General features: G+C 37.4%; 24 protein-coding genes and 2 tRNA genes. 20 read left to right on the top strand and 6 right to left on the bottom strand.

Translation table 11 applies throughout. From position 1 onward, the window contains the following. Positions 1-16 precede the first annotated feature (16 nt). From PHT16_03575 to PHT16_03550, 6 genes are all read left to right on the top strand, one after another. Entirely contained in the window at positions 17-253 is a 237-nt protein-coding gene (locus PHT16_03575; protein ID MDD5721495.1) for a DUF1653 domain-containing protein, read from the top strand. A 53-nt stretch (positions 254-306) separates the two neighbouring features. Further along, on the top strand, positions 307-642 hold the full coding sequence (locus tag PHT16_03570) for a hypothetical protein (GenBank protein ID MDD5721494.1): 336 nt from the start codon (positions 307-309) through the stop codon (positions 640-642). Further along, positions 626-1,873 (top strand): UDP-N-acetylmuramoyl-L-alanyl-D-glutamate--2,6-diaminopimelate ligase, encoded by a 1,248-nt coding sequence (locus tag PHT16_03565; GenBank protein MDD5721493.1) that lies wholly within the window; start codon positions 626-628, stop codon positions 1,871-1,873. Before PHT16_03570 ends, PHT16_03565 begins: the two co-directional genes overlap by 17 nt. 21 nt (positions 1,874-1,894) lie before the next feature. Then, positions 1,895-4,342 carry a Mur ligase family protein gene (locus PHT16_03560; protein ID MDD5721492.1) on the top strand — a complete coding sequence of 816 codons (2,448 nt, stop codon included), beginning with the start codon at positions 1,895-1,897 and terminating at the stop codon, positions 4,340-4,342. Continuing rightward, on the top strand, positions 4,329-5,618 hold the full coding sequence (locus tag PHT16_03555) for a cyanophycin synthetase (GenBank protein ID MDD5721491.1): 1,290 nt from the start codon (positions 4,329-4,331) through the stop codon (positions 5,616-5,618). Before PHT16_03560 ends, PHT16_03555 begins: the two co-directional genes overlap by 14 nt. 233 nt (positions 5,619-5,851) lie before the next feature. Further along, positions 5,852-6,493, top strand: a complete 642-nt coding sequence (locus tag PHT16_03550) for a hypothetical protein (protein ID MDD5721490.1) — start codon at positions 5,852-5,854, stop codon at positions 6,491-6,493. A 42-nt stretch (positions 6,494-6,535) separates the two neighbouring features. On the opposite strand, the gene PHT16_03545 is transcribed toward PHT16_03550, so the two are convergent. Next, the gene (locus PHT16_03545; GenBank protein MDD5721489.1) at positions 6,536-7,612 is read right to left on the bottom strand and encodes a S1 RNA-binding domain-containing protein; all 1,077 of its coding nucleotides are present in this window, start codon (positions 7,610-7,612) and stop codon (positions 6,536-6,538) included. A 149-nt stretch (positions 7,613-7,761) separates the two neighbouring features. On the opposite strand from PHT16_03545, the gene PHT16_03540 reads away from it, so the two are divergent. The 11 genes from PHT16_03540 to PHT16_03490 all read left to right on the top strand — a co-directional run bounded on the left by PHT16_03540 (position 7,762) and on the right by PHT16_03490 (position 16,785). Then, positions 7,762-8,409: an MBL fold metallo-hydrolase gene (locus tag PHT16_03540; protein ID MDD5721488.1), complete on the top strand. Its 648-nt coding sequence runs from the start codon at positions 7,762-7,764 to the stop codon at positions 8,407-8,409. A gap of 4 nt (positions 8,410-8,413) precedes the next feature. Then, positions 8,414-8,629: a hypothetical protein gene (locus PHT16_03535; GenBank protein ID MDD5721487.1), complete on the top strand. Its 216-nt coding sequence runs from the start codon at positions 8,414-8,416 to the stop codon at positions 8,627-8,629. A 4-nt stretch (positions 8,630-8,633) separates the two neighbouring features. Further along, a complete protein-coding gene (gene gyrA / locus PHT16_03530; protein MDD5721486.1) occupies positions 8,634-11,117 on the top strand; it encodes a DNA gyrase subunit A in 2,484 nt (827 codons plus the stop codon). A gap of 7 nt (positions 11,118-11,124) precedes the next feature. Next, positions 11,125-11,640, top strand: coding sequence for a class I SAM-dependent methyltransferase (locus PHT16_03525; GenBank protein ID MDD5721485.1), 516 nt, complete (start codon positions 11,125-11,127; stop codon positions 11,638-11,640). Positions 11,641-11,758: 118 nt separating this feature from the next. Continuing rightward, positions 11,759-13,048 carry an extracellular solute-binding protein gene (locus tag PHT16_03520; GenBank protein MDD5721484.1) on the top strand — a complete coding sequence of 430 codons (1,290 nt, stop codon included), beginning with the start codon at positions 11,759-11,761 and terminating at the stop codon, positions 13,046-13,048. A 23-nt stretch (positions 13,049-13,071) separates the two neighbouring features. Next, complete coding sequence (locus PHT16_03515) at positions 13,072-13,452, top strand: hypothetical protein (GenBank protein ID MDD5721483.1); 381 nt, start codon at positions 13,072-13,074, stop codon at positions 13,450-13,452. A 1-nt stretch (position 13,453) separates the two neighbouring features. Then, positions 13,454-13,858 carry a TrbC/VirB2 family protein gene (locus PHT16_03510; protein ID MDD5721482.1) on the top strand — a complete coding sequence of 135 codons (405 nt, stop codon included), beginning with the start codon at positions 13,454-13,456 and terminating at the stop codon, positions 13,856-13,858. Between the two features lie 34 nt (positions 13,859-13,892). After that, positions 13,893-14,648, top strand: a complete 756-nt coding sequence (locus tag PHT16_03505; GenBank protein ID MDD5721481.1) for a pilin — start codon at positions 13,893-13,895, stop codon at positions 14,646-14,648. 164 nt (positions 14,649-14,812) lie between these two features. Further along, positions 14,813-15,196 carry a pilin gene (locus tag PHT16_03500; GenBank protein ID MDD5721480.1) on the top strand — a complete coding sequence of 128 codons (384 nt, stop codon included), beginning with the start codon at positions 14,813-14,815 and terminating at the stop codon, positions 15,194-15,196. Between the two features lie 137 nt (positions 15,197-15,333). Continuing rightward, positions 15,334-15,663, top strand: a complete 330-nt coding sequence (locus tag PHT16_03495; GenBank protein MDD5721479.1) for a hypothetical protein — start codon at positions 15,334-15,336, stop codon at positions 15,661-15,663. 135 nt (positions 15,664-15,798) lie between these two features. Next, the gene (locus PHT16_03490) at positions 15,799-16,785 is read left to right on the top strand and encodes a virulence protein RhuM/Fic/DOC family protein (protein ID MDD5721478.1); all 987 of its coding nucleotides are present in this window, start codon (positions 15,799-15,801) and stop codon (positions 16,783-16,785) included. A gap of 136 nt (positions 16,786-16,921) precedes the next feature. Here the strand turns inward: PHT16_03490 and PHT16_03485 are convergent, their stop codons facing one another. Continuing rightward, positions 16,922-17,368 carry a hypothetical protein gene (locus PHT16_03485; GenBank protein ID MDD5721477.1) on the bottom strand — a complete coding sequence of 149 codons (447 nt, stop codon included), beginning with the start codon at positions 17,366-17,368 and terminating at the stop codon, positions 16,922-16,924. Positions 17,369-17,371: 3 nt separating this feature from the next. Next, entirely contained in the window at positions 17,372-18,337 is a 966-nt protein-coding gene (locus PHT16_03480; GenBank protein ID MDD5721476.1) for a hypothetical protein, read from the bottom strand. Between the two features lie 261 nt (positions 18,338-18,598). On the opposite strand from PHT16_03480, the gene PHT16_03475 reads away from it, so the two are divergent. Both PHT16_03475 and PHT16_03470 read left to right on the top strand, forming a co-directional pair. Next, positions 18,599-19,546: an integrase core domain-containing protein gene (locus PHT16_03475; protein ID MDD5721475.1), complete on the top strand. Its 948-nt coding sequence runs from the start codon at positions 18,599-18,601 to the stop codon at positions 19,544-19,546. Between the two features lie 37 nt (positions 19,547-19,583). Next, on the top strand, positions 19,584-19,859 hold the full coding sequence (locus PHT16_03470) for a type II toxin-antitoxin system prevent-host-death family antitoxin (protein MDD5721474.1): 276 nt from the start codon (positions 19,584-19,586) through the stop codon (positions 19,857-19,859). 45 nt (positions 19,860-19,904) lie between these two features. Here the strand turns inward: PHT16_03470 and PHT16_03465 are convergent, their stop codons facing one another. The 3 genes from PHT16_03465 to PHT16_03455 all read right to left on the bottom strand — a co-directional run bounded on the left by PHT16_03465 (position 19,905) and on the right by PHT16_03455 (position 20,900). Next, positions 19,905-20,588 (bottom strand): hypothetical protein, encoded by a 684-nt coding sequence (locus tag PHT16_03465; GenBank protein MDD5721473.1) that lies wholly within the window; start codon positions 20,586-20,588, stop codon positions 19,905-19,907. A 154-nt stretch (positions 20,589-20,742) separates the two neighbouring features. Beyond that, positions 20,743-20,824: transfer RNA gene (locus tag PHT16_03460), tRNA-Leu, on the bottom strand. 3 nt (positions 20,825-20,827) lie between these two features. Further along, positions 20,828-20,900 (bottom strand) — tRNA-Lys (locus PHT16_03455). A gap of 759 nt (positions 20,901-21,659) precedes the next feature. Here PHT16_03455 and PHT16_03450 point away from each other — a divergent pair. Next, positions 21,660-21,995 carry a hypothetical protein gene (locus tag PHT16_03450; GenBank protein ID MDD5721472.1) on the top strand — a complete coding sequence of 112 codons (336 nt, stop codon included), beginning with the start codon at positions 21,660-21,662 and terminating at the stop codon, positions 21,993-21,995. Positions 21,996-22,001: the final 6 nt, after the last annotated feature.

Below are 22,001 nucleotides of genomic sequence, written 5' to 3'. Positions count from 1 at the left end.
GGGGTATTATATATCTATGAAAAATTTAGAAATCGGAGGAATTTATGAACATTATAAGGGAACAAAAGTTAGGGTTCTCTTTGAGGCAGTGCACAGTGAGAATCAAGAACATTTAGTTATTTATATGCATTTAGAAGATGGAGGTATTTGGGCTCGGCCAAAGCATATGTTTTTAGAAAATATTGTATTGGACGGGAAGGAGATTGAAAGATTTAAAAAAATTGAACAAGAAATTTTAATAAAACCAAAATAAAAAATTTATTTATCCACAATTCTTATCAAAAAGTATTATGTTACAATAGAAATATGGCGAATCAATCATATAATATTCAGGTTTCTAAATATTTAATTACAAAAGATGGGTCAAATAATACATATTCACTTGAATTAGAGCAAGCTTCTGATCACAAGAGCTTGGTTTTTCATTTAAAGGCTGGAGATTATACGACAACGCTCACAAGCATTCTGCGTTTTTTTGAAGAGACTATAAAAAACGAAAATGTTACTCCTGAAATGCGAGCGTTACAGCTTGATTCTATCCGCAAAGTCATGAGCGATCTTTTATATATAAATAAATACTACAAAATTGTCCCACTGGAGAAGAAAAAAGAGAACGTATCCACTAATGCAAAACATAGTTAAAAATCTAAAATTAAAGAGGCGGGGAATTGCATTATTGGCAGGGATGCATTTTTATGGCAATCCTTCTAAAAAAATGAAGATTGCTGGGGTAACGGGGACAAATGGCAAAACGACCACAGCTACCCTTCTTTATAAAATAGCGATAGGTCTTGGCTATAAAGCAGGTCTTATTAGTACTGTAGAAAATATAATAAATGGAGACGTGGTTCTTTCCGAAGAAGGCAGACCAGTACCGGGAACGACCCCTGACCCGATAAATTTATATAAATTATTAAATAAAATGTCAGAGAAAGGGTGCGAATATGTATTTATGGAAGTGAGTTCGCATGCGCTTGATCAAAAAAGAGTAGCAGGAATAAATTTTGCCGGAGGAATTTTTACCAATCTGACTCACGATCATTTAGATTATCATAAAAATTTTGAGAATTATTTTGGAGCAAAAAAGAAATTCTTTAAGATGCTTCCACTTCACGCTTTTGCCCTTTCTAATACTGACGATGAATACGGAGAGAGGATGCTTGAAGAAATAAAAACTGGGAAAGTATCTTATGGATTCAAAGGCGGAGAAGATTTTCACGGAGAAATTTCTAAAATAGATTTTTCCGGTTCGGTTTTGAATTTTAATGGAATAGAAGTTAGTTCAAAACTTCTTGGTAAGTTTAATGCTTACAACTTACTCTCAGTGTGGAGTGCGAGTGAACTCTTGGGTTTTGATATGGATAAAGTAAAAAAGATTTTAGAAAATATTGAGCCTCCCCGTGGACGTTTTGAGCATTTTGTGTCTCCGAATGGAGTTTCAGTAATTGTGGATTATGCGCATACGCCCGATGCTTTAGAGAAAATTTTGATGGCTATAAAAGAGATAAAACCAAAAGAGGGCAAGGTAATTTCTATATTTGGATGTGGAGGCGACAGAGATTCGACAAAAAGAAGAATCATGGGTCATATCGGGGCAACGCTTTCTGATATTGCAATTTTTACTTCTGACAATCCTAGAAGCGAAGATCCAGACAAAATCATTGAACAAATGAAAGAATGCTTATCTCCCGAACTTTTAGAAAAAGTAAAAACTATAACTAATCGACATGAAGCAATAAAGGAAGCAGTTAGAATTGCGAAAGTGGGTGACATTATACTTTCCGCCGGCAAAGGACACGAGGACTATCAAGAAATAAAAGGAATAAAACATCATTTTGATGATATGGAAGAGCTTAAGAAAGCATTTCAATAAATCTTATGCTAATATGGTTTTATGGCTCCAAAAGCTAAAACTTTTAAGTTTATTGGTTATCAGATTTATTCAGAAAGGGCAGAAATAATCTTTAAATACAGCATAGAATTTTATAATTGTGAACCTATAAATTTCTCTGAAATCATAATTTTACCTAAGATTTCAAAGAATCTAAAAAAAAAAGAGATTCATAAGTTTCTTGAGCCTTTGAGTTTAATTTTAGGGATCAGTTATTATAAATTATATTGTCCACCAAAAATTTCAACCCTTTTTGAACTTTCGAAAGAAGAAGCTGAGTTTTGGAATACTGTTTATCAGAAAGGCCTTGGAGAATTTTTATATAGAAATAAACTAGATTCTCAAAAACTAGCAAAGTTTCCATATAAAAATAAAAAGACTAAAACTGTACGTATAGAAACAAATAATTCTATTTTACTTGGAATAGGTGGTGGCAAAGATTCTATTGTTGCCATGGAACTTTTAAAGAATTTTAAGACTTCTTTATTCTTAGTTGAAGCAGGGCGTCCCGATTTGATTTCTAATAGAATTATTGAAGAATCCAATAAGTCTTCGTTTATCATAAAAAGAATTCTCGACCCAAAAATTTTTAAGGAATATGAAGGATCTTATAATGGACATATTCCAGTTTCAGCAGTTTTTGCATTTTTAGGAATTTTATCGGCTTTCTTGTATGAATATGAATATGTTGTCGTAGGTAATGAATTCAGCAGTAATTTTGGCAATATAAAATACAAAGGTGAAGTGATTAATCATCAATGGAGTAAGTCCGCTGAATTTGAATCATTATTTCAGGAATATGTTAGGACATTCATTACTCCAGATATTGTTTATTTTTCTCTGCTTCGTCAGTTTCATGAAATTAGAATTGCAAAAATGTTTGCTCAACATAAAAAATATTTCCCTCTATTTTCTAGTTGTAATAGAAACTTTAGAATTTTTAAATCTCGCCCAATCTCTCTTTGGTGTGGGGAGTGCCCTAAATGTTTATTTGTTTTTTTAATGTTTACGCCTTTTGTTGAAAAAAAAAAATTGATTAAAATTTTTGGTAAGAATTTACTCGCTGATGAGAAACTTTTATCTTTATATAGAGATATTCTTGGTTTTGGAAAAATGAAACCTTTTGATTGTGTTGGAACATTTGATGAATCTCAAGTTGCTCTACATTTAGCTTCGAAAAAAGGTTTTGGGGAAGATATTGTTGTGAAAAATTTACTTCCTTTGGTAAAAGATGTTGAGAAAATTATTCCAAAAGTATTCAAAACTTATAGCGCTCCTACATTACCTACGCAATTTAAATTGCTTGGCTTAAAGAATGTGTGTATTCTCGGTTATGGCAAAGAAGGTAAAGTAACAGAAAAATATCTAAAGAAAAATTACCCTGAATTAAAAATCGGAATTCTAGATCAGAGCATTGATAAGAATTATCTTGAAAAACAAAGTGAATATGATTTTGCAATTAAAACTCCAGGTATTCCAAAAGATAAAGTAAAAATTACTTATACTACTGCTACAAATATTTTCTTTTCTAAAAATAAAAATTTTACTATTGGAATTACTGGGAGCAAAGGGAAAAGCACAACAACGAGTTTGATATATGAAATTTTTAAAAAATCTGGTAAAAAAGTTCGCCTATTGGGCAATATAGGCAACCCAATGCTTGGAGCATTACTTGACTCTCCAAAGCCTGATGAAATTTTTGTGATAGAGCTTTCAAGTTATATGCTGGAAGACATAGAATATTCACCGAATGTAGCCGTGCTCTTAAATTTATTTCCAGAACATATGAATTACCACAGAGGAGTGGAAAATTACTATCAAGCTAAAAATAATATTTTTAAATTCCAAAAGCCTGGAGACATTGCTCTCTGTCCGCCTTTTACTTCTAAAATTATATTCAAAAAGTCTGAAATATCTCTTCTCGGAAAACATAATTTAGAAAATATAAAAGTATCGGTAAAAGTCGCTAAGTTGTTTAATATTTCTGATAGTGTAATAAAAAAAACAGTTGCTAATTTTAAGGGTTTATCGCATCGTCTTGAATACGTAGGAGAATTTAAGGGGATAAAATTTTACGATGATGCTATCTCTACTACTCCGGAGTCCACCATTGCAGCTATTCAAGCTCTTCCAAATACTACTACGATTTTTCTCGGAGGAGAGGACCGCGGCTATCATTTTAATGAATTGGAAAAAGTTTTGAGAAAGAGTTATATAAAAAACATAGTATTATTTCCTGATACTGGTAAAAGAATTTTGAGGTCAAAAAAAGGTTTCAAAATTTTAGAAACACGAAGTATGGAGGAAGCAGTTAAGTTTGCTTTTAAAAATACACCCAAAGGAAAGGTTTGTCTTTTATCTACCGCGTCACCCTCTTATTCTCTTTGGAAAAATTTTGAAGAAAAAGGGGATTTGTTTAAAAATTTAGTGAAAAAATATGGAAAAATTTGATTTATCAAAAATTAAAAAAGTATTTTTTGTGGGAATCGGGGGGATCGGCATATCGGCTATTGCACGAATGATGCTTTTGGAAGGGAAAGATGTCTTTGGGTCAGACATCTCAATGAGTGGAATAACTGACGAGCTCCAAAGGCTCGGAGCTAAAATAACTTTGGGTCAAGCGATGGAATTGATTCCAAAAGATGTTGAATTGGTTATATTTTCGCTTTCAGTTGCTCAATATGACCCGAAGTTTTTTACTGAATTAAATAATTCTGGAGTTAAAAAATTAAGTTATCCAGAGGCATTAGGTATCGTGACTTCTAATAAGTACACCATTGCAGTTTCTGGTACTCATGGCAAGACCACCACTACAGCAATGATTGGCAAAATATTACTGGACGCAAAATTGGACCCTTCGGTAATTGTCGGGTCTTTACTAAAAGAAAGTAAATCAAATTTAATCATTGGAAGAAGTAAGTATTTTGTGGTGGAAGCTTGTGAATATAAAAGAGCTTTTTTAAACATTAAACCAAAAATTTTAGTGATTACGAATATTGAAGCAGATCATTTGGATTATTATAAAGATCTAGAAGACATTAAAAGCGCCTTTAAACAACTTGAAAAACAGAGTGAGAAAGTGATTTCAGATTATAGTAAATATTTAGACAAAGTTCCGAAGCTTTTAGTTCCAGGACAGCACAACAGAATGGATGCGGCAGCAGCCCTGGCGGTAGCCGACCTTTTGGGCATCAAAGAAGAAATAGCACAAAAGTCTCTTTCAGAATTTACAGGCACGTGGCGACGGTTAGAGAAAAAGGGTGTAACAAAAGAAGGAACAATCATTTATGACGATTACGCCCATCATCCTACGGAAGTAAAGGCAAGTCTAGAAGCTTTGCGAGAGCTGTATCCAAAAGGGCACCTGCCTACCGGACAGGCAGGGAAAAGAATCACAGTTCTCTTTCAACCGCATCTTTATAGCCGAACCAAAGCCCTTTTTGATGAATTTGTGACTTGTTTTGATGATGCTGACAACGTTTTGCTTTTACCAATCTATTTTGCCCGTGAAAATCCTGATCAAGAGGTTTCTAGTGAGAAATTAGCCATAGCAATGCGTACGCACCGCGGAGAAGTAACCGCTTTTAGCAGTTTTACTGAAGCAGAAGAGAGGGTAAGTAGGATGAAATTAGGTGAAAATGACGTATTTGTGACAATGGGAGCAGGAGAAGCGTATAAAGTTGCTGAGAAAGTATTTCCCGACCTTGTATCGGGACCCCGACTTTAAGGTCGGGGCAAAAAAGTTGTCCACAAGTCCTTAATTATCCTATTTTTAGTCCTTTTTGTCAATAGGTATATTCCATTATATCCTTATTTTACAAGGTATTTTTGATTTGACATATGACAAAAATGTTGCATAACTATTGACTTTTACTAAGACTAATGATATTATAAACGCGTAAGTCAAAGTTTGGCTGAAGTAGACAGTAGAGGTGTTGGCGGAGCAAATACCGCTATAATATGAAAAAAAACAATCTAATACGTTTTGCACAGTCTTTAGTGCTTTTGCCTGTTGTGATTATGCCAATCTCTATATCTGGCATTCATAATATTGAGACTTCTCAAAACGTGTTGGTCAAAAAAGTTAATATTGAATCCAAAGGAACTCTAGCTTTTAATCAGGTTATTGATCTTAAGGAAGACCCAAAAGTGGATGATAAGATCTTAGCACGACAGCAAAAGGCTGATGCTATTGATGCATATTTTGCCGAGCACGATATGCCACTTGAAGGAACTGGTATGAAAATGGTAGAAGAGGCGGAAAAGAACGACCTCGACTGGCGTTTGTTGCCGTCTATCGCGGTGCGAGAATCTACTGGAGGAAAATTCAAGTGTAAAAAAGTAGAAAATAATCCTTTTGGCTGGGGGTCATGCAAGATTGGTTTCAAATCAGTTGATGGAGCTATTGAAACCGTTGCTAAAAATTTAGGTGGAAATAACCCAAAGACTGCCAAACACTATGACGATAAAACTACTAAAGGAATCCTTCATGCTTATAATCCACCTTCTATAATTCCTAAATACGCTGATCAGGTTATATCTATAATGAAAGATATCGGAGATGAAGATCTAGCGATGGTCACCCAAAATTCAACTACATAAAAAACTGCCCCGACTTAAGTCGGGGCAGTTTTTTATCCTTTTTTATTCCAAATATATCAACGTCATTTTTTGATCTTTTGGTTCAAAGAGGGTAATTTGGAAATTGTAAGTTTTTCCAAGCTCTAATTTCTCGCGAAGTTTGGCCTCGGAAGCAAAGGTTGAGTTGTGTACAAGCCCTGCGACGCCTTCTTTTATAGATACGAGTGCGCCGTGTTTGTTGTATTTGATAACTACTCCTTTGATAATGTCTCCTTTTTTCAATTTTCCTTCAAACTCTTTCCATGGATTTTCTTTTAGAGCCTTAATTGAAAGAGAGATTTTGCCGTCCTTGATTTCAATTACTTTAGCTTTCACTTTATCTCCAACTTTGAAAATATTTCTTGGATCCTCAACTAATCCCCAATCAAGTTCGGAAATATGAACAAGCCCCTCTAACCCGTCTTCTAATTTCAGGAAGACGCCGAAATCGACAATACCCGCAACGGTGCAGTCTAAATTGTCTCCGACATTGTATTTGCTCAAAATCTCTTTTTTCTCTTCAGGATTATTGTCTTTTTCAGAAAAGATTAATTTTCCTTCTTTTGGAAGCGTGGAAATAATCATTACAGAAATATGTTCTCCGACAAGTTTCTTCAATTCTTTTAATATTTTGTCTTTATCTGAATCTAACACTCTAGGATAATGATCTGCTTTAAGCTGGGAAGCAGGCAGGAACCCTTGGATGCCTTGCCATTCCAAAATGAGGCCTCCTTTGTTCGCATCTTTTACTTCTAAATTTAAAATTGTTTTTGATTTGATAGCTTTCTCAGCTTCACTCCAAGCCAGAGCTTGTCTTGCTTCTTTTAAGGAAAGTTCGGTATAGCCGTTTTCATTTTCTGTTTCGACAATTTTTGCCTTGATAATGTCGCCAAGGTTGATCTTGTTTATGACATCCTTTGCATTAATAAATTCTCGGCCATAAATAATACCTATACCAAAGGGCGCCAAATCCACATATACTGAAGATTTTGCTATTAAAATTACCGGACCCTCTACAAGAGAATCAATTTCCGGTTTGTTGGCACTGCGATCTACGACCGAATTCAACACTAAATTTTCTTTTATTTCTTCGTTTTCCATATAATTAAAAAATCCGCCTTTAAGCGGATATAAGGTCTAGGTTTTTTGACAACTTGTCAAAAGGTTACCCTAAATCCATGCTTTTCCGCCAGTAGGCGGATCAGCCAACTGGCTGATAATATTTCCAATATAGCAAAAATTATGTTAGAATGCAAATAATGATAATCACATACAACGGACGCCAATTTTTTAAAATACAGCAAGGGGAGATGGTGCTCGCTTTTAATCCCATAAGTAAGAATTCAAAAATCAACGCACCGGCGCATTTTGGCGCAGATGTCGCTTTGGTAACTACCAATCATCCTGACTATAACGGTATAGAACAATTAAGCCATGGCGAGCGAACGCCTTTTGTTATCAACGGACCGGGAGATTATGAAATAAAAGAGATTTTTATCAAAGGTCTCTTGTCGCATTCATTGATTGCCGGAAAGAAATATATTAATACTATTTATTCTCTTTCTGTAGACAATATTAATATTACCTTTTTAGGAGCTTTGTCAGAAGGAGAACTTTCCAAAGAGTCCCGCGAGTCATTGAGCAGTCCAGATATTCTTTTCATCCCCGTGGGGGGAAAAGGGAAAGAGGGAGGCTTATTGGATGCAAAGATGGCAGCCAAACTTGCATCGTCCCTTGAGCCGAGATTAATAATTCCGATGGACTATGACGAGAATACCTTGAAAGTATTTTTAAAAGAGATAGGCGAAGAAAAAGCGCAAGTGGTGGACAAGTTGACCTTAAAGAGAAAAGATTTAGATAACAAAGAAGGGGAAGTGATAATCTTGCAACCAATATAAAGTTATGAAAAGAGTAATTCATCACATAAGGAAACAGCCTGAACACATTAAGAGACATATTTTGCACATTACGATAATTATCTGTGCAATTGTTTTATTTTTATTTTGGATTTATTCTTTAGGAACAAATTTGACGGACACAGACACTCAAACAAAAATGCTTCAAGATTTAAAACCGTTTTCAATTTTAAAAGACGATATTACCCAACCAATCCAATAATCAAATGGCAAAAAAGTCTACACCAGAATTAAACGAAGAAATAAGAGCAGATAGCATTTTGCCGGTTGATATCGTGGCAGAGATGAAAGAGTCGTATATCGCCTACGCGATGACAGTCATCACTTCGCGCGCTTTGCCGGATGTTCGAGACGGATTGAAACCAGTGCATCGCAGAATATTATTTGGCATGAATGAAATGGGTCTTACTTCTTCGGCGCGTTTTCGAAAGTCCGCGGCGATAGTCGGAGATGTGCTCGGAAAATATCATCCACATGGTGATACGGCTGTTTATGACACCATGGTTGGAATGGCTCAAGAGTTTTCCTATCGCTATCCTTTGATTTGGGGACAAGGGAACTTTGGTTCAATCGACGGAGATAATGCTGCAGCTATGCGTTATACGGAAGCAAAAATGATGAAGATCTCCAATGAGTTATTGAGAGATTTGGAAAAAGAAACAGTTGATTTTCGTCCAAACTATGACCAGACCCGTAAAGAACCGATAGTCTTGCCTTCTGCTGTTCCAGCCTTGCTTCTAAACGGCACGCTCGGTATCGCTGTCGGCATGGCGACAAATATTCCTTCGCACAACTTGGCGGAAATTCTTGATGCTACAAATTATTTAATTGAAAATAGTGAGGCAACTACCGAAGATCTGATGCAATTTGTCAAAGGACCGGATTTTCCTACTGGCGGTATCGCTTATGGATACAAAGACATGCTTCATGCATATGGATCAGGGCGAGGCGGAGTAGTGTGTAGAGGTGAAGCAGAGATTGTAGAACAAAAAGATGGGAATTTTTCTATTATTATCACCTCTCTACCTTTCAGAGTAAATAAAGCTAATTTAATAATCAGCATTGCCGAATTAGTTCAAGAGAAAAAACTTGAAGGTATAAAAGGACTTCGAGATGAATCTACCAAAGATATCCGAGTGGTGATCGATTTAAAATCGAGCGCTCATCCGGAAAAAGTTTTAAATTATATTTATAAAAATACCCAGCTTGAATCAAATTTTAATTTTAATATGGTTGCGTTGGTGGATGGCGTGCCGCAAACTTTATCTCTCAAATCCATTTTAGCCTTATTTATAGAGCATAGAAAAGAGATTGTTAAAAGGAGAACCGCATATGATTTGAAAAAAGCTCAAGAGCGCGAACACATTTTACTTGGATTGAAAAAAGCATTAGACAAGATAGATCGCGTGATTACTATTATCCGCGGATCCAAGAATTCTCAACTTGCAAAATTGAATTTAATGAAAGAATTTAAGTTTTCAGATTTGCAAGCGACTGCTATTTTGGAAATGAAATTGGCTAAATTGGCCGGACTGGAGAGAAAAGCCGTAGAAGATGAGCTTGCAGAAAAACAAAAGTTTATCGAGGCGATGAAAGATTTGCTTGCTAGTTCAAAGAAAATATTAAAAGTGATTGCCAGTGAATTGAAAGAAATCCGCGAAAAATACGCGGACGAAAGAAGGACGAGAATAGTGAAAGGCGGAGTGAAAGAAATTTCTGACGAAGATCTAGTGCCAGAAAAAGAAACGATGCTCGTACTCACAGCCGGCGGTTATGTAAAATGCACAGATCCGTCTGAATATCATGCCCAAAAAAGGGGAGGTGTGGGCGTAATTGATCTTGAAACCAAAGAAGAAGATTTTGTTACGAAGCTTGTTTCCGGCTCTACCCACAGCAATCTGCTTTTCTTTACGAACCTCGGCAAAGTTTATCAAATGAAAATGTATGATATTCCCGAGGGCAGGAGAGCGACAAAAGGAAAATCCATTATGAATTTTCTTTCTCTTTCTTCTGATGAAAAAGTGACTTCCATCTTGGCAATGCCGAAAGATTTAGCCAAGGCTTCTTCCTCGCTTATGTTGGTAACAAAAGATGGCACAGCCAAAAAAATGTCCTCGGAGAGCTTCAAAGACGTGCGCAGAAGCGGGATTATTGCTATTCGCCTTGATAAGGATGATCAGCTTGTCTCTGCTCTTTCTGTAGAAAAAGGGGATGAAGTGATGATCGCCACAGCGAATGGCCAATCGATCAGATTTAAAGAGTCCGACGTGCGCGAGATGGGCAGGACGGCCGGAGGAGTGAGTGGTATCAGACTAAGGAAGAGCGATGAGGTTATCGGTGTGGATGTCGTGAAGAAGGAAATGGAAAAAGGCCTGCCTGCCGGCAGGCAGGGAGCATTCCTCACGATGAGCGCAAATGGTTTTGGTAAAAAGACTTCTCTAAAAGAATACAAAGTTCAAAAGCGCGGGGGTTCAGGCGTGAAAACAGCCAAAGTAACTTCCAAAACCGGCAAACTCATCGTGGCAAAGGTTTTATCAGGAGAAGAACTGGAATTAATTGCCATGTCTAAGAAAGGACAAGTCATCAGGACAGCTTTAAAAGATATTTCTTCTCTGGGCCGTCAAACTCAAGGAGTGACAATAATGCGCCTTCGTGCCGGTGATGGTATTGCATCACTTGCTTGTATATAATTAACCTATGTTCACCGATCCGGTAAAAAATTTAAAAGCTTTTGGATTAAGGGAAGATAATATTGTAGCGGATTTAGGTGCGGGAACTGGATTTTATTCTATCGCACTGGGAGCCATCGTGCCGAAAGGAAAAGTGTACGCTGTCGAATTGCAAAAAGATTTTTTGGATACTATTAAAAGAAAAATACTCGAAGCTCATTTAGACAATGTCGAGATTATTTTAGGAGATGCGGAAAAGCCCGGTGGAACAAAGATCGGCGATGAAATAGCGGATGCTGTTATCGTTTCAAATATACTTTTTCAAATAGAAGATAAAGAAAAGTTTATTGAAGAAATAAAAAGAATATTAAAGCCAAAGGGGAGAGTTTTGTTGATCGACTGGTCAGAGTCTTCGATCATGAGCGGAACCTCTATTGTTCCCAAAGCTAAGGCGGAAGAAAAGTTTGAGAAAAAAGGCTTTACTTTGGATAGAGAAATTGATGCAGGAGACCACCATTATGGTATGATATTAACTAAACAATGAATCCCGTTAGAGACCGCGGTCACGAAGTAATATAATAAATAAATCAATAATTTTATGACGATCAACTATATTAACAATAATTCACAGGTAGCGAAGATCGCGACCTGTCTCTAACGGGATGAAAGGAAATTTTAAACTAATCATTTTAATCATATTTATTGCTGCAGGTATTTTGGGTATTTTGGTTTTTTCTGGCGCTATTCCAATAGGCAAAGGCGGCGCGGGCAGTCTGGGCGATGTAGTTTTATGGGGAACAGTGCCTGAGGCGACGATGTCATCCGTAATGAAGGATTTTAATAATGCTAATACTACTTTTTCTGTCACTTATGTGCAAAAATCTGCTGATACTTTTGATCAAGATTTACTCGAGGCAGCCGCTTCTGGAACAGGACCGGATATGTTTTTTTTGCCTGACAATTTGGTTTTTCATTACACAGATAAAATTTTCACCATTCCGTATCAGAGCTATTCTCTGTCTTTATTTAAAAATAATTTTGCCGGCGCAGGAGAAGTCTTTTTAACAAAGAACGGAATTTTAGCTTTTCCAATCTCTATTGATCCGCTTATGATGTATTACAACAGGAGCATGCTTGATGCGAATGGAGTCGTCTATCCTCCGGCTTACTGGGATGATGTGGCGAAAGTCGCGCCTCTCCTTACAAAAAAAGATGATTCAAATAAAATAATAAAAAGCGCTATAGCCTTTGGATATTCTTCAAACATCATTCATTTCAAAGACATCCTGGCTACTCTTTTTATGCAAGCTGGCAACCCCATCGTGAAAGAGACGGACGGAGTTTTGGGTTCGACCTTAGATTCTTCAATTGGAAATTTCAATTTGCCTTCAATGTTAAAATTCTATACGGATTTTGCAGATCCGAACAATCCTGCATATTCTTGGAATAAATCATTTCCTAATTCTGACGACGCTTTTTCTCGGGAGGATTTAGCTTTTTATTTCGGCTATGCCTCCGAGCTGCAGTCCCTAGTAAAAAGAAATCCTAATCAAAATTTCTTTGTCGCGGGGATGCCTCAGATCAGAGATGCCACTTTTAAAACCACTAGAGCAAGGGTGACCGGAATTGCTATTTCTTCTTTTTCAAAAAATATCAGCACAGCCTTCCTGGCAGCGAGCCAGATGGCGACTTCGGATTTTGCTTCAAAGTTTGCCGTGGCAACGGGCGTGCCTCCAGCGCGCCGGGACTTGCTCGCCGTCAAACCTCAAGATGCCTTTTCTCCTATTTTCTATAGCTCAGCATTGTATGGGAAAAGCTGGCTCGATCCTTCGCCGAAAGACACTGACAATATTTTCGGCGTGATGACCAATGCGGTGATTTCTAACAATTTATCAGTAGCAGATGCGGTCAAGGACGCGAATACTAAATTGCAATTATTATTATTAAAATAAATTTCCGCCACAGGCGGACAGGTATGCAAAGCAAAACAAAATTTACCATAGACCTTCTTGTTTTTTTGATTCTGATTATTCCCGTTGTCTCTTTAGCAGGAAGTACGCCTTTGGTACAATGCGATACGAATTGTGGTTTTAAAGAATTTATGGATCTTATAAATAGAGTAATTCATTTTATTCTTTTTGATATGGTTATACCTATTTCGGCTATTATGTTTGTTTATGCGGGGTTTCTCTTTGTCACTTCGGGTGGGTCATCGGGAGCGAGGACTAGAGCAAATTCTGTTTTTACTAATACAGTTCTCGGGCTGATTATCGCGGTGGCAGCTTTTTTGATTATTAAAACAGTACTATATATTCTAGGCTACAGTGGCAGTTGGATTGGTTTCAATCCTCTCTAATATGAGTTATAATGAAAACAAGATGAAAAAGAATTTTATTAAGAGAGGTTGGTATAAGATAATTTTAGCAGTTTATGTGTTAATTATTCCAATTATTTCTTTTGCTGGAGATACTGATGGTACCGCTTCTGGGGGTGGCGGTAAAATTGTTGATCCCTTAGGTGGTAAATTTCCCTTAATATCAGATTTAATTCAAGCCATATTGCAGGGTGTGATTAAAATCGGTATGCCTATCGTCGCGCTTGCTATCATTTACTGTGGCTTTCTTTTTGTAAAAGCTCAAGGCAAGCCAACTGAATTGACCAAAGCCAAAGATGCGCTTCTTTACACTTTGATTGGTGCAGCGATATTATTAGGAGCTTGGGCTATCGCTAAAATGATATCAGCGACAGTACTTGCTTTATAAGCAATTACGAATTATCAATTACGAATTACGAATTATGCAAAAAATAAAAAAGTTTAGTCTTATATTTTCTTTATTAGTTTTGTTTCCAATGATGACTTTTGCTCTTGATAGCAGATTTGTAGGTACATGCAGTGATGGTTCGGGAATGCTTCCAGATGGAACTTGTAGTGGTATTCCAATTTCTAGTACGTGTGATTCTTTGAATGGTATAGGGAAAATAATATGTCAATTTAAGGAAATTCTCAATTCTATTGTTCCGGTTTTAGTGGCTCTTGGGGTGGTCTATTTTGTCTGGGGAGTAGTGCAGTATGTAATCGCTGATGGGGAAGAAGCGAAGAAAAAAGGAAAAGATAGAATAATTTATGGAGTCATTGGTTTTGCGGTCATCATTGGTTTGTGGGGGTTGGTGAATATTATTACTACGACTTTTGGTCTTGGTGGTACTACTCCGCCATCTTTGTCTTCAGTAGGTGGTGGTACTGGCTCTACTTCCACTCTTACTAGTAATCCAAAATTTCAAGATGTATTAACCTATATTACTGGCATTATCAATAGCGCCGTAATTCCTTTGATTTTTGCCGTGGCTACCGTTATGTTTGTCTGGGGGGTAGTGCAGTTTTTTATACTTAATGCTGACGAAGAAGCAAAAAGAGCGCAAGGCAAGCAATTCATGATCTGGGGTATTATTGCTTTAGCAGTGATGTTGTCTGTTTGGGGGTTGGTGGGGATACTTGGCACTACCTTTGGTGTTGGCACTTCAGTTCTTCCACAGGTCACTCCTCCACATTAGAATTTGCTTTGATTTTTTAGAGAAGGTATAATTATTGGGGTTATGAATCCCGTTAGAAGCCGCGGTCACGGTTTATAGTCGGGAAATTATTATAAGTATAAATTTAGTGGGTCTGATTTTATAGATTTTAAAATTAATTAAGATCGCGACCTGCTTCTAACGGGATGAAAAAGAAATTAATCGTATTGACAGGTTTTGTTTCAAGTTTAGCGCCTGTTGCTGCATTTGCGGCGACTTTTGGTGGTAATTGTAATGCAGGAACAATTACAGACATAGGTTCAGTGTTGTGTAAAATAGGACAACTTCTTAACGCTGTTGTTCCAGTTTTGATCGCCTTAGCTGTAGTTTGGTTTGTATGGGGAGTTGTTTCTTATATGATCGGAAGTGACGAAGAAGCAAAGAAAAAAGGTAGAGATAGAGTGATTTACGGCATTATCGGTTTTGCGGTTATCGTAGCTTTGTGGGGTCTTGTAAATATTTTAACCAATACTTTTGGTCTTACTGGCAGCAATGATGTTAATGTTATTTTACCCACACTAAATCAATAAATTAAATAAAGTATGGATCCCGTTAGAGATCATATAGTTTATTATCTGAAATAATAGAGAAAATAATTTTATGTTAAAAGTTTTTATTAAAAGTAATATAACTACGGAAATGCTTTGCATTTCCTATCTCTAACGGGATGGATTTTTTGTCTACAAAAATAGCTTTTGCGGCTTCATCTTCCTTTGATGGTTTTATTTGGAACGTTGATACCATGATCATAAATCCACTCATAGGACTTTTGTTTGCTTTAGCTATTGTGTATTTTCTTTATGGCGTGTTTGAATTTCTTTCAAATCAAGCCAACGAAGAAAAAAAAACCACTGGCAAAAACCATATGATCTGGGGAGTTGTCGGGATAACAATCATGATGGGAGTTTGGACTATCCTCGGAATTGTGCTGAATACATTGGGGATATCTAAAGGTGAGATAGATCCAGAAGCAGGAACGGTGCATTTGAGTGAGTAATTCACCTCATCCTAGCCCTCTCCTTAATTAAGGAGAGGGGAAAATACAATAGAAATTAATAAAGGGCGAATTTCGTAAACGAAATTCGCCCTTTGTGCGTTGGCTGGGTAGAAGTTAATAGTGTAAAATAAGAGAATGAAAGATAAACAACAAATAAAAAATAAACTTATAATTTATCAAGCCAAAAATGGAGCGATAGAATTGCGTGGAGATTTTTCTCGAGAGACTATCTGGGCTACCCAAGCGCAGATAGCCGAGGTTTTTGGAGTTACGGTTCCAACTATAAACGAACACTTAGCAAATATTTTTAAAAATCAGGAATTGAATAAAAAATCAGTTATTCGGAAATTCCGAATAACTGCTAGCGATGGAAAAATTTATAGTACTCAACTTTACAATTTAGATGCGATTATTTCCGTTGGCTACAGAGTTAACAGCAAAACAGCTACATTATTTCGTCAGTGGGCGACTAAGACTTTACATGACCATCTTGTAAAAGGCTACACCATAAACAAAAAAGTAGTTCTTAAAAATTACGATCAGTTTTTGAAAAATGTTTCTGATATTCAAGCATTATTGCCAACACATGTAATTCTTGACCCAAAAACTATTTTAGATCTTGTAAAAGAATATTCTATTACTTGGGCGAAGCTTGATGCATATGATAAAGATTTACTTACAAAAGCTGGTGTGACGAAAAAGAGGATAAAACTTGCTGGCGTAGAACTTTTGAAAGCTATTTCTGAACTTAAAAATGAATTAATAAAAAAGTCTGAAGCCATGGATATTTTTGCCACGGAAAGAGAAAGGGGAAGTATCGAAGGCATTGTCGGCAACGTCATGCAGGCTTTTGGCGGGAAGGATGTTTACGAGACACTTGAGGAAAAAGCCGCGCATTTGCTTTACTTTATGGTGAAGAATCATCCGTTTATAGATGGCAACAAAAGATCTGGAGCTTTTGCGTTTATCTGGTTTTTAAGAAAAAATAGGGTAAGAGGAGCGCGCAATATCAATCCTACAGGGTTAACTGCAATTACTCTTTTAATAGCTGAAAGCGATCCAAGGCACAAAGACAAGATGGTCGCTCTTGTTGTAGAATTACTGAGGGTAAATAAAAAGTAAAAAAATTCCCCTCGGCAGGGGTGGCTCGCTCGCGAGACGGGGTGGATATTCCACTAGAAAGTAAGAAAGGGCATTCCGACTTAGGTCGTTAATGCCCTTTCGATTTTATTTGCGTGGCCAGCGCGATTTTGGCCATTTACCGCCCTCCTGGAACGGTAATTTTTTTGTATACCCACACTTTTACGTGCGGGTTTTCTTTATCTGACGAGACGAATTGTGCCTCGCCAGGCTCTACTCCCGAGGGAGACTTGGCTTCTCCCTCTGCTGGGTGCTCGACCCAGTCGTGCACCCCCTTGAACTTTATCCGGAGCGGATGTCCGTCCGTCCGGATTTTGAATCTCCCTGCAGGAATATTCCCACTACAGGGTGTGAGGCACTCATTGTCCAGAACGAGTGCCTCGACCTTCTGTCGTGAAGCTGTTTGTGTCGGTGGCTGAGTCTTGGCGATTTCCTTCGCCTTTTCCTCAGCCGCTTTTTTTGCTTCTTTTTTGGACCATTTTGTCGCGATCCAATTTGAACCCCACACCACCGCAAAGATTATGGCAGTAGCGAGGGCGATTAAAAAAATCGTTCTTTTAATCATTCCTTACCTCCTTGTCATTACCGCTTTAGTAATGGTGTCTACTGTGTTAGCGTCTAGACCAAAAGTGCTGGACGCCAGTTTTTTCTTTTCTGCCTTGTCCATATGGATCAAAGCAGCCTCATAGGCTAGCTCAACAGGAAGCCCAGGACCTTCAGGACCTTTTTCTCCCAACTTTTCAGTTCCAGAAAAGAATTTGATAAGATCAGCATGATGTCGTGCCTGCACTCTCTGTCCTTTGCGCTCAAGGTCCTCTTTTACTTTGAGCTCTTGAGCTTTAATGAAATCTTCATTTACGGGAATGACGTTTGGTACAATTATTCTTACGATGTTTATCCCCCAATTTCCTAGAGTATGTTCGATGTCATGTTCTTCAACACTGAATTTCATTTCCAGAACTTTTTCATATGGGGTGTTTCTTATTTTATAGCGAACATTTTCGTCCACTACGTCGTCCATTAACCCAGGTAGGTTTTCTGTATCTAAATTTTGATATAGATCTAAATCTATAACCTGTGATACTATGGATGGTTTTCCCAATTTTACTTCGACATTATCTTTAGTGAAGATGTGTTGTTCATCTAGGGTTGTAGTTTTCGCCCTGCAATCGATTTCTTTTTTTGTAAAAAAAGGCCACGGTACAACATGCAAACCTTCTTTCACAAAGTATTCTATCCTTCGGCCCAAATACAGGTATTGTGCTCTGTGACCAACTTTGATTTTTTTGAGACTTAACGACAAGACTATTCCCTCTAGAAGGAGGAGAATAGTTGTTGCCACCCAAGCACCTGGGAACTCAATTCTAATGCCCCAAATGCATCCGGCAATAGTGATGGATACAAACAGAACTGCCAGTATTATGTCGAGAGTACTGTTTTTCTGCTCTTTTATTTTTCTTTTCTCTTTTCTTCTTCCTTCTTTTGTCTCTTCTTCTACTACAACTTCTTCTTCATTTTCTTGATTGTCTTTCATGGCGTCTCCTTTTCTTTGTTGTGAGCGCCATTAGGGCGCAGTTTTTGTTTTTCTTTAGAAGAGGGGAGAAAAAGCCCTCTTTTCCATTTCCTTTTTTATTTTTCAACAGAGAGAAACCCTCTGTTTTTTATTTTTTATTTTGTTTTCGACGAACTTTTGTCAGCTCATATTGTATCATACTAAAGCCAAAAAGTCAATATTGACAGGTAATGTGCACACACATATGGCGGTTTCTCCTAAAATGGAGGAATGAGCATATCTATGGCTAAAACAATCAAAGAAGAGAGGTTGAGGTGGGTGCTGCCAATTGTAAAGAAGAAAGTTAAAATAGTTGATACAGTTGGGGTTTGTCCATACAGTAAACGAAGCCTAGAACGCTGGGTAGCAACCTATAAAGCGAAAGGAGAAGCAGGACTGGAACCTAAATCAACTGAACCGAAAACACAGGAAAACGAAACTCCAATTTGGATGAAAGAAAGAGTGGTTGAGGTTAGAAAGAAAACAAAAAAGTGCGCACTCAAAATACACTGGCAGTTAAAGAAGGAAGGTATTGAAATTCACGAACGAACAGTCGGTAAGATTCTAAAAAAGGAAAACTTGGTGCGAAAATATCGGGTAAAGAAAATCAAATACAAATATATTAAAGCCGAAAGACAACCAGGAGAACTACTAGAAATTGACGTGAAATATGTTCCTGGACGTATTGCAAACAAAAGATATTTTCAATATACAGCCATCGATACAGCTTCAAGATGGAGACATCTAGCTGTTTACGATGAACAAACTAATTTTCATTCGATTCTGTTTTTAAAAGAAGTGATGCAAATATTTAAATACAAAATCCAAGCGATTAAAACAGACAATGGGGTTGTTTTTACCAATTACTACCTAGGAACCAACAAAAGAAGTGATGTTAGGGTGAAAACCCTACACCCTTTGGATATTTTTTGCCGTGAGAACAATATCATCCATTACTTGATTGATCCCGGTAAGCCAGCTCAAAATGGCACTGTGGAACGCAGCCATCGGGAAGACCAAGAGAAATTCTACGAGCAAAACAAATTTAAAAGTTTCAAAGATTTGCAAAAGAAATTAAAAAGATGGAATATATATTACAACAATCTAGAACATTGCGGTTTAAATGGAAAAACGCCAAATGAATTTCTGGAAGATTATCAATTAATTAAACCGCCAAATGTCTGTGCCTAAGACAGACACAGGGTTATCTTAAGATAAACTTATACGTATGTCTACGAAAACAAGCATTATTGGTTTAAAAGATCTGCGCTTAAATGCAGAAAAATATATAAATGCCATTGCAGAGGGCAAGTCTTTTACTGTTGTTCGTCGTTCAAAACCCATTTTCAACATTATGCCTGTTGATGAGTGGGGGGATGAGGGAACTTGGAAAACTTTAATTGATTTCACTAAGTTTAAGAAAGGCGGAGTAAAAGCTGAAGAAATTTTAGCAAGCCTGAAGCGAATAAAGGCAATCGAGAAAATAATACATACTAAAATATAAAAAAAGGAAGCAAGGCTTCCTTTTTTTAGTATGGTGGCAGGATTCTTACGGGCTTTTTAACGGTGATTCGTTGTATTTTGCCCTAGCTCCGAAGATTTTTCTGACCAAGATAATGATGAGCAAGATAACTATAGCAAACAATATCCACTGAATTAAACCAGAAGGAAGGAAGCCGTTTGATCCGAAAATAGCGGTAGCTGCTAGGTTGCTGGAATTTGAGTCGGTAGTAGTTGTATTTTTTGTTTGACTTGTGTTTTGATTCGTATTTGAATAAGTATTGTCTGTATTATTATTTACTGTGTTTGTGGTAGTTCTGGTTATTGTTGTCGAATTATTATTGTTATTATTTATGGTGAATAATTCCGCATTCGAATATCCTCCACCTGGAAATCCATTAAAGACATTAATGTATATTCCATCAGTGTTGCGAGTATCATTTGAATTTAATCTAATCAAAATATGAGAGTAATCTATAAAAGTAGTCATGCGGTCAGAACCGTTGACTCTAGCAATTGAACTTGGAATGAATCCATTTCCTGTAATCGCAATAACAATTGACCCCTGATTAGGATTGCTAGAATTTGGGCTAATGGATGAAATAAAAGGCGTAGGGTTGTCAACATACCCGGGCGTTGCAAATGCTTTTGCGGGTGTGATCAACAAACTAAACATCAACACTGATAGTATTTCTAACCCAATAACTATTGATTTTGTGTCTATTTTATTCATACGGGTTTAGTATAGCACTTATGAATACAAATGTCAAGTGTGCCGGGAGGGAGACTCGGTCACAGGTATTTTTCTACTGAAAAATCCTGCGACCCCGCCTCAGCCCGTCGGCTTCCGGCTTTCGAGTCTGGCAAAAATATATCCCATATATTTGTGCCGGGAGGGAGACTCGAACTCCCAAGGGTTGCCCCACTAGTTCCTAAGACTAGCGCGTATACCAATTCCGCCATCCCGGCATGTGCGCCCTGTTGGGATCGAACCAACGACCTTATCCTTAAGAGGGATCTGCTCTACCAGCTGAGCTAAGGGCGCAAAACTTTTACGTTGGGTCTTACCTAACGTAATGTGCCTCTATTATACCAAGTTAGGACCTATTTTCAAAACAAAGTGAGGTAATCGCACGCGCGGAGCGCGTGGTGATGTGAAAGTTTTTCGTACGCTCGACGCAAAGCCCCGCCACTGCCTCGCTTCACTCGGCAACCCCAAAAAGAAAAAATGTTCCTTGCTCTTTTGATTTTCGCGGGGGGATTTTTTTCTAAAATGGAAAGGACATTTTTCTTTTTGGTGTTCTGCCTTCCAAGTATTCAGGCAGTGTGGCGGGGCTTCAATTCGGACTTCGGCAAAGCGGAAAATCTATTTTTCTGGGGGAAAGGATTTTTCCGCTTTGCCTCAGACTGTTTTTATTTTTGGCCCGCGCGCAGAAAGGGGTCTGGGGAATGAATGCGCGCGGGCTTTTGAGGCGGGGCTATTTTTTCCAATCCTCATGAATACATTCATGATATTGGATAATCCTCCGCTTACTCCGCTAGTTTTTGGGTGGGGGAAAACGAAATTCACAGCTTGACTTTGTATTTACACTTTACACCAAAATTTGCTATAATACAAATATGGTTGGAGACGTTATTATCAAAAAAATTATGAACAAAATTTCGGCACGAATCGAGAGAGAGAGAGAGAGAGAGTAACACGCGCTCTCCGTGTTTTTGTTTGTTTAACTTTTCCACTTAAATTATAACACCGTTTTTGCGGTGTTTTTTGTATTTAATTATTAACAATTAACTTATCAAAACTATGTGGGAATCATTTTACTTCTCAATATTGATCGCCGGATTCGGCGGAGGAATGGTAAGAGCTTTGTTTGGATTTTTCAAACAGTTTTCTTACAAAACGCCTAAATTTGAAACTTTGTATTTTTTCGTTATGGTTTTTATCTCCGGCATTATTGGTCTTTTGACCGCAGTTGCAACAAAAGAACTTGGATTAAACTTTTTTGGTCTTGGTGAATTTACTCCGGCATTAGCGTTTGTTGTCGGTTACGCTGGTGGCGATTTTTTGGAAAGTGTTTACAAAATTGTACTGAAGAAAACCTCAATTTTTGAAGTTTCGACGGTATTGCAAAAGAAATAATAAATT

Source organism: Candidatus Paceibacterota bacterium (genome assembly GCA_028718635.1).
Lineage (GTDB): Bacteria > Patescibacteriota > Minisyncoccia > Phycocordibacterales > UBA9973 > UBA9973.
The sequence above is the reverse complement of the archived record's forward strand: the minus strand, read 5'-3'. Positions and strand labels throughout refer to the sequence as shown.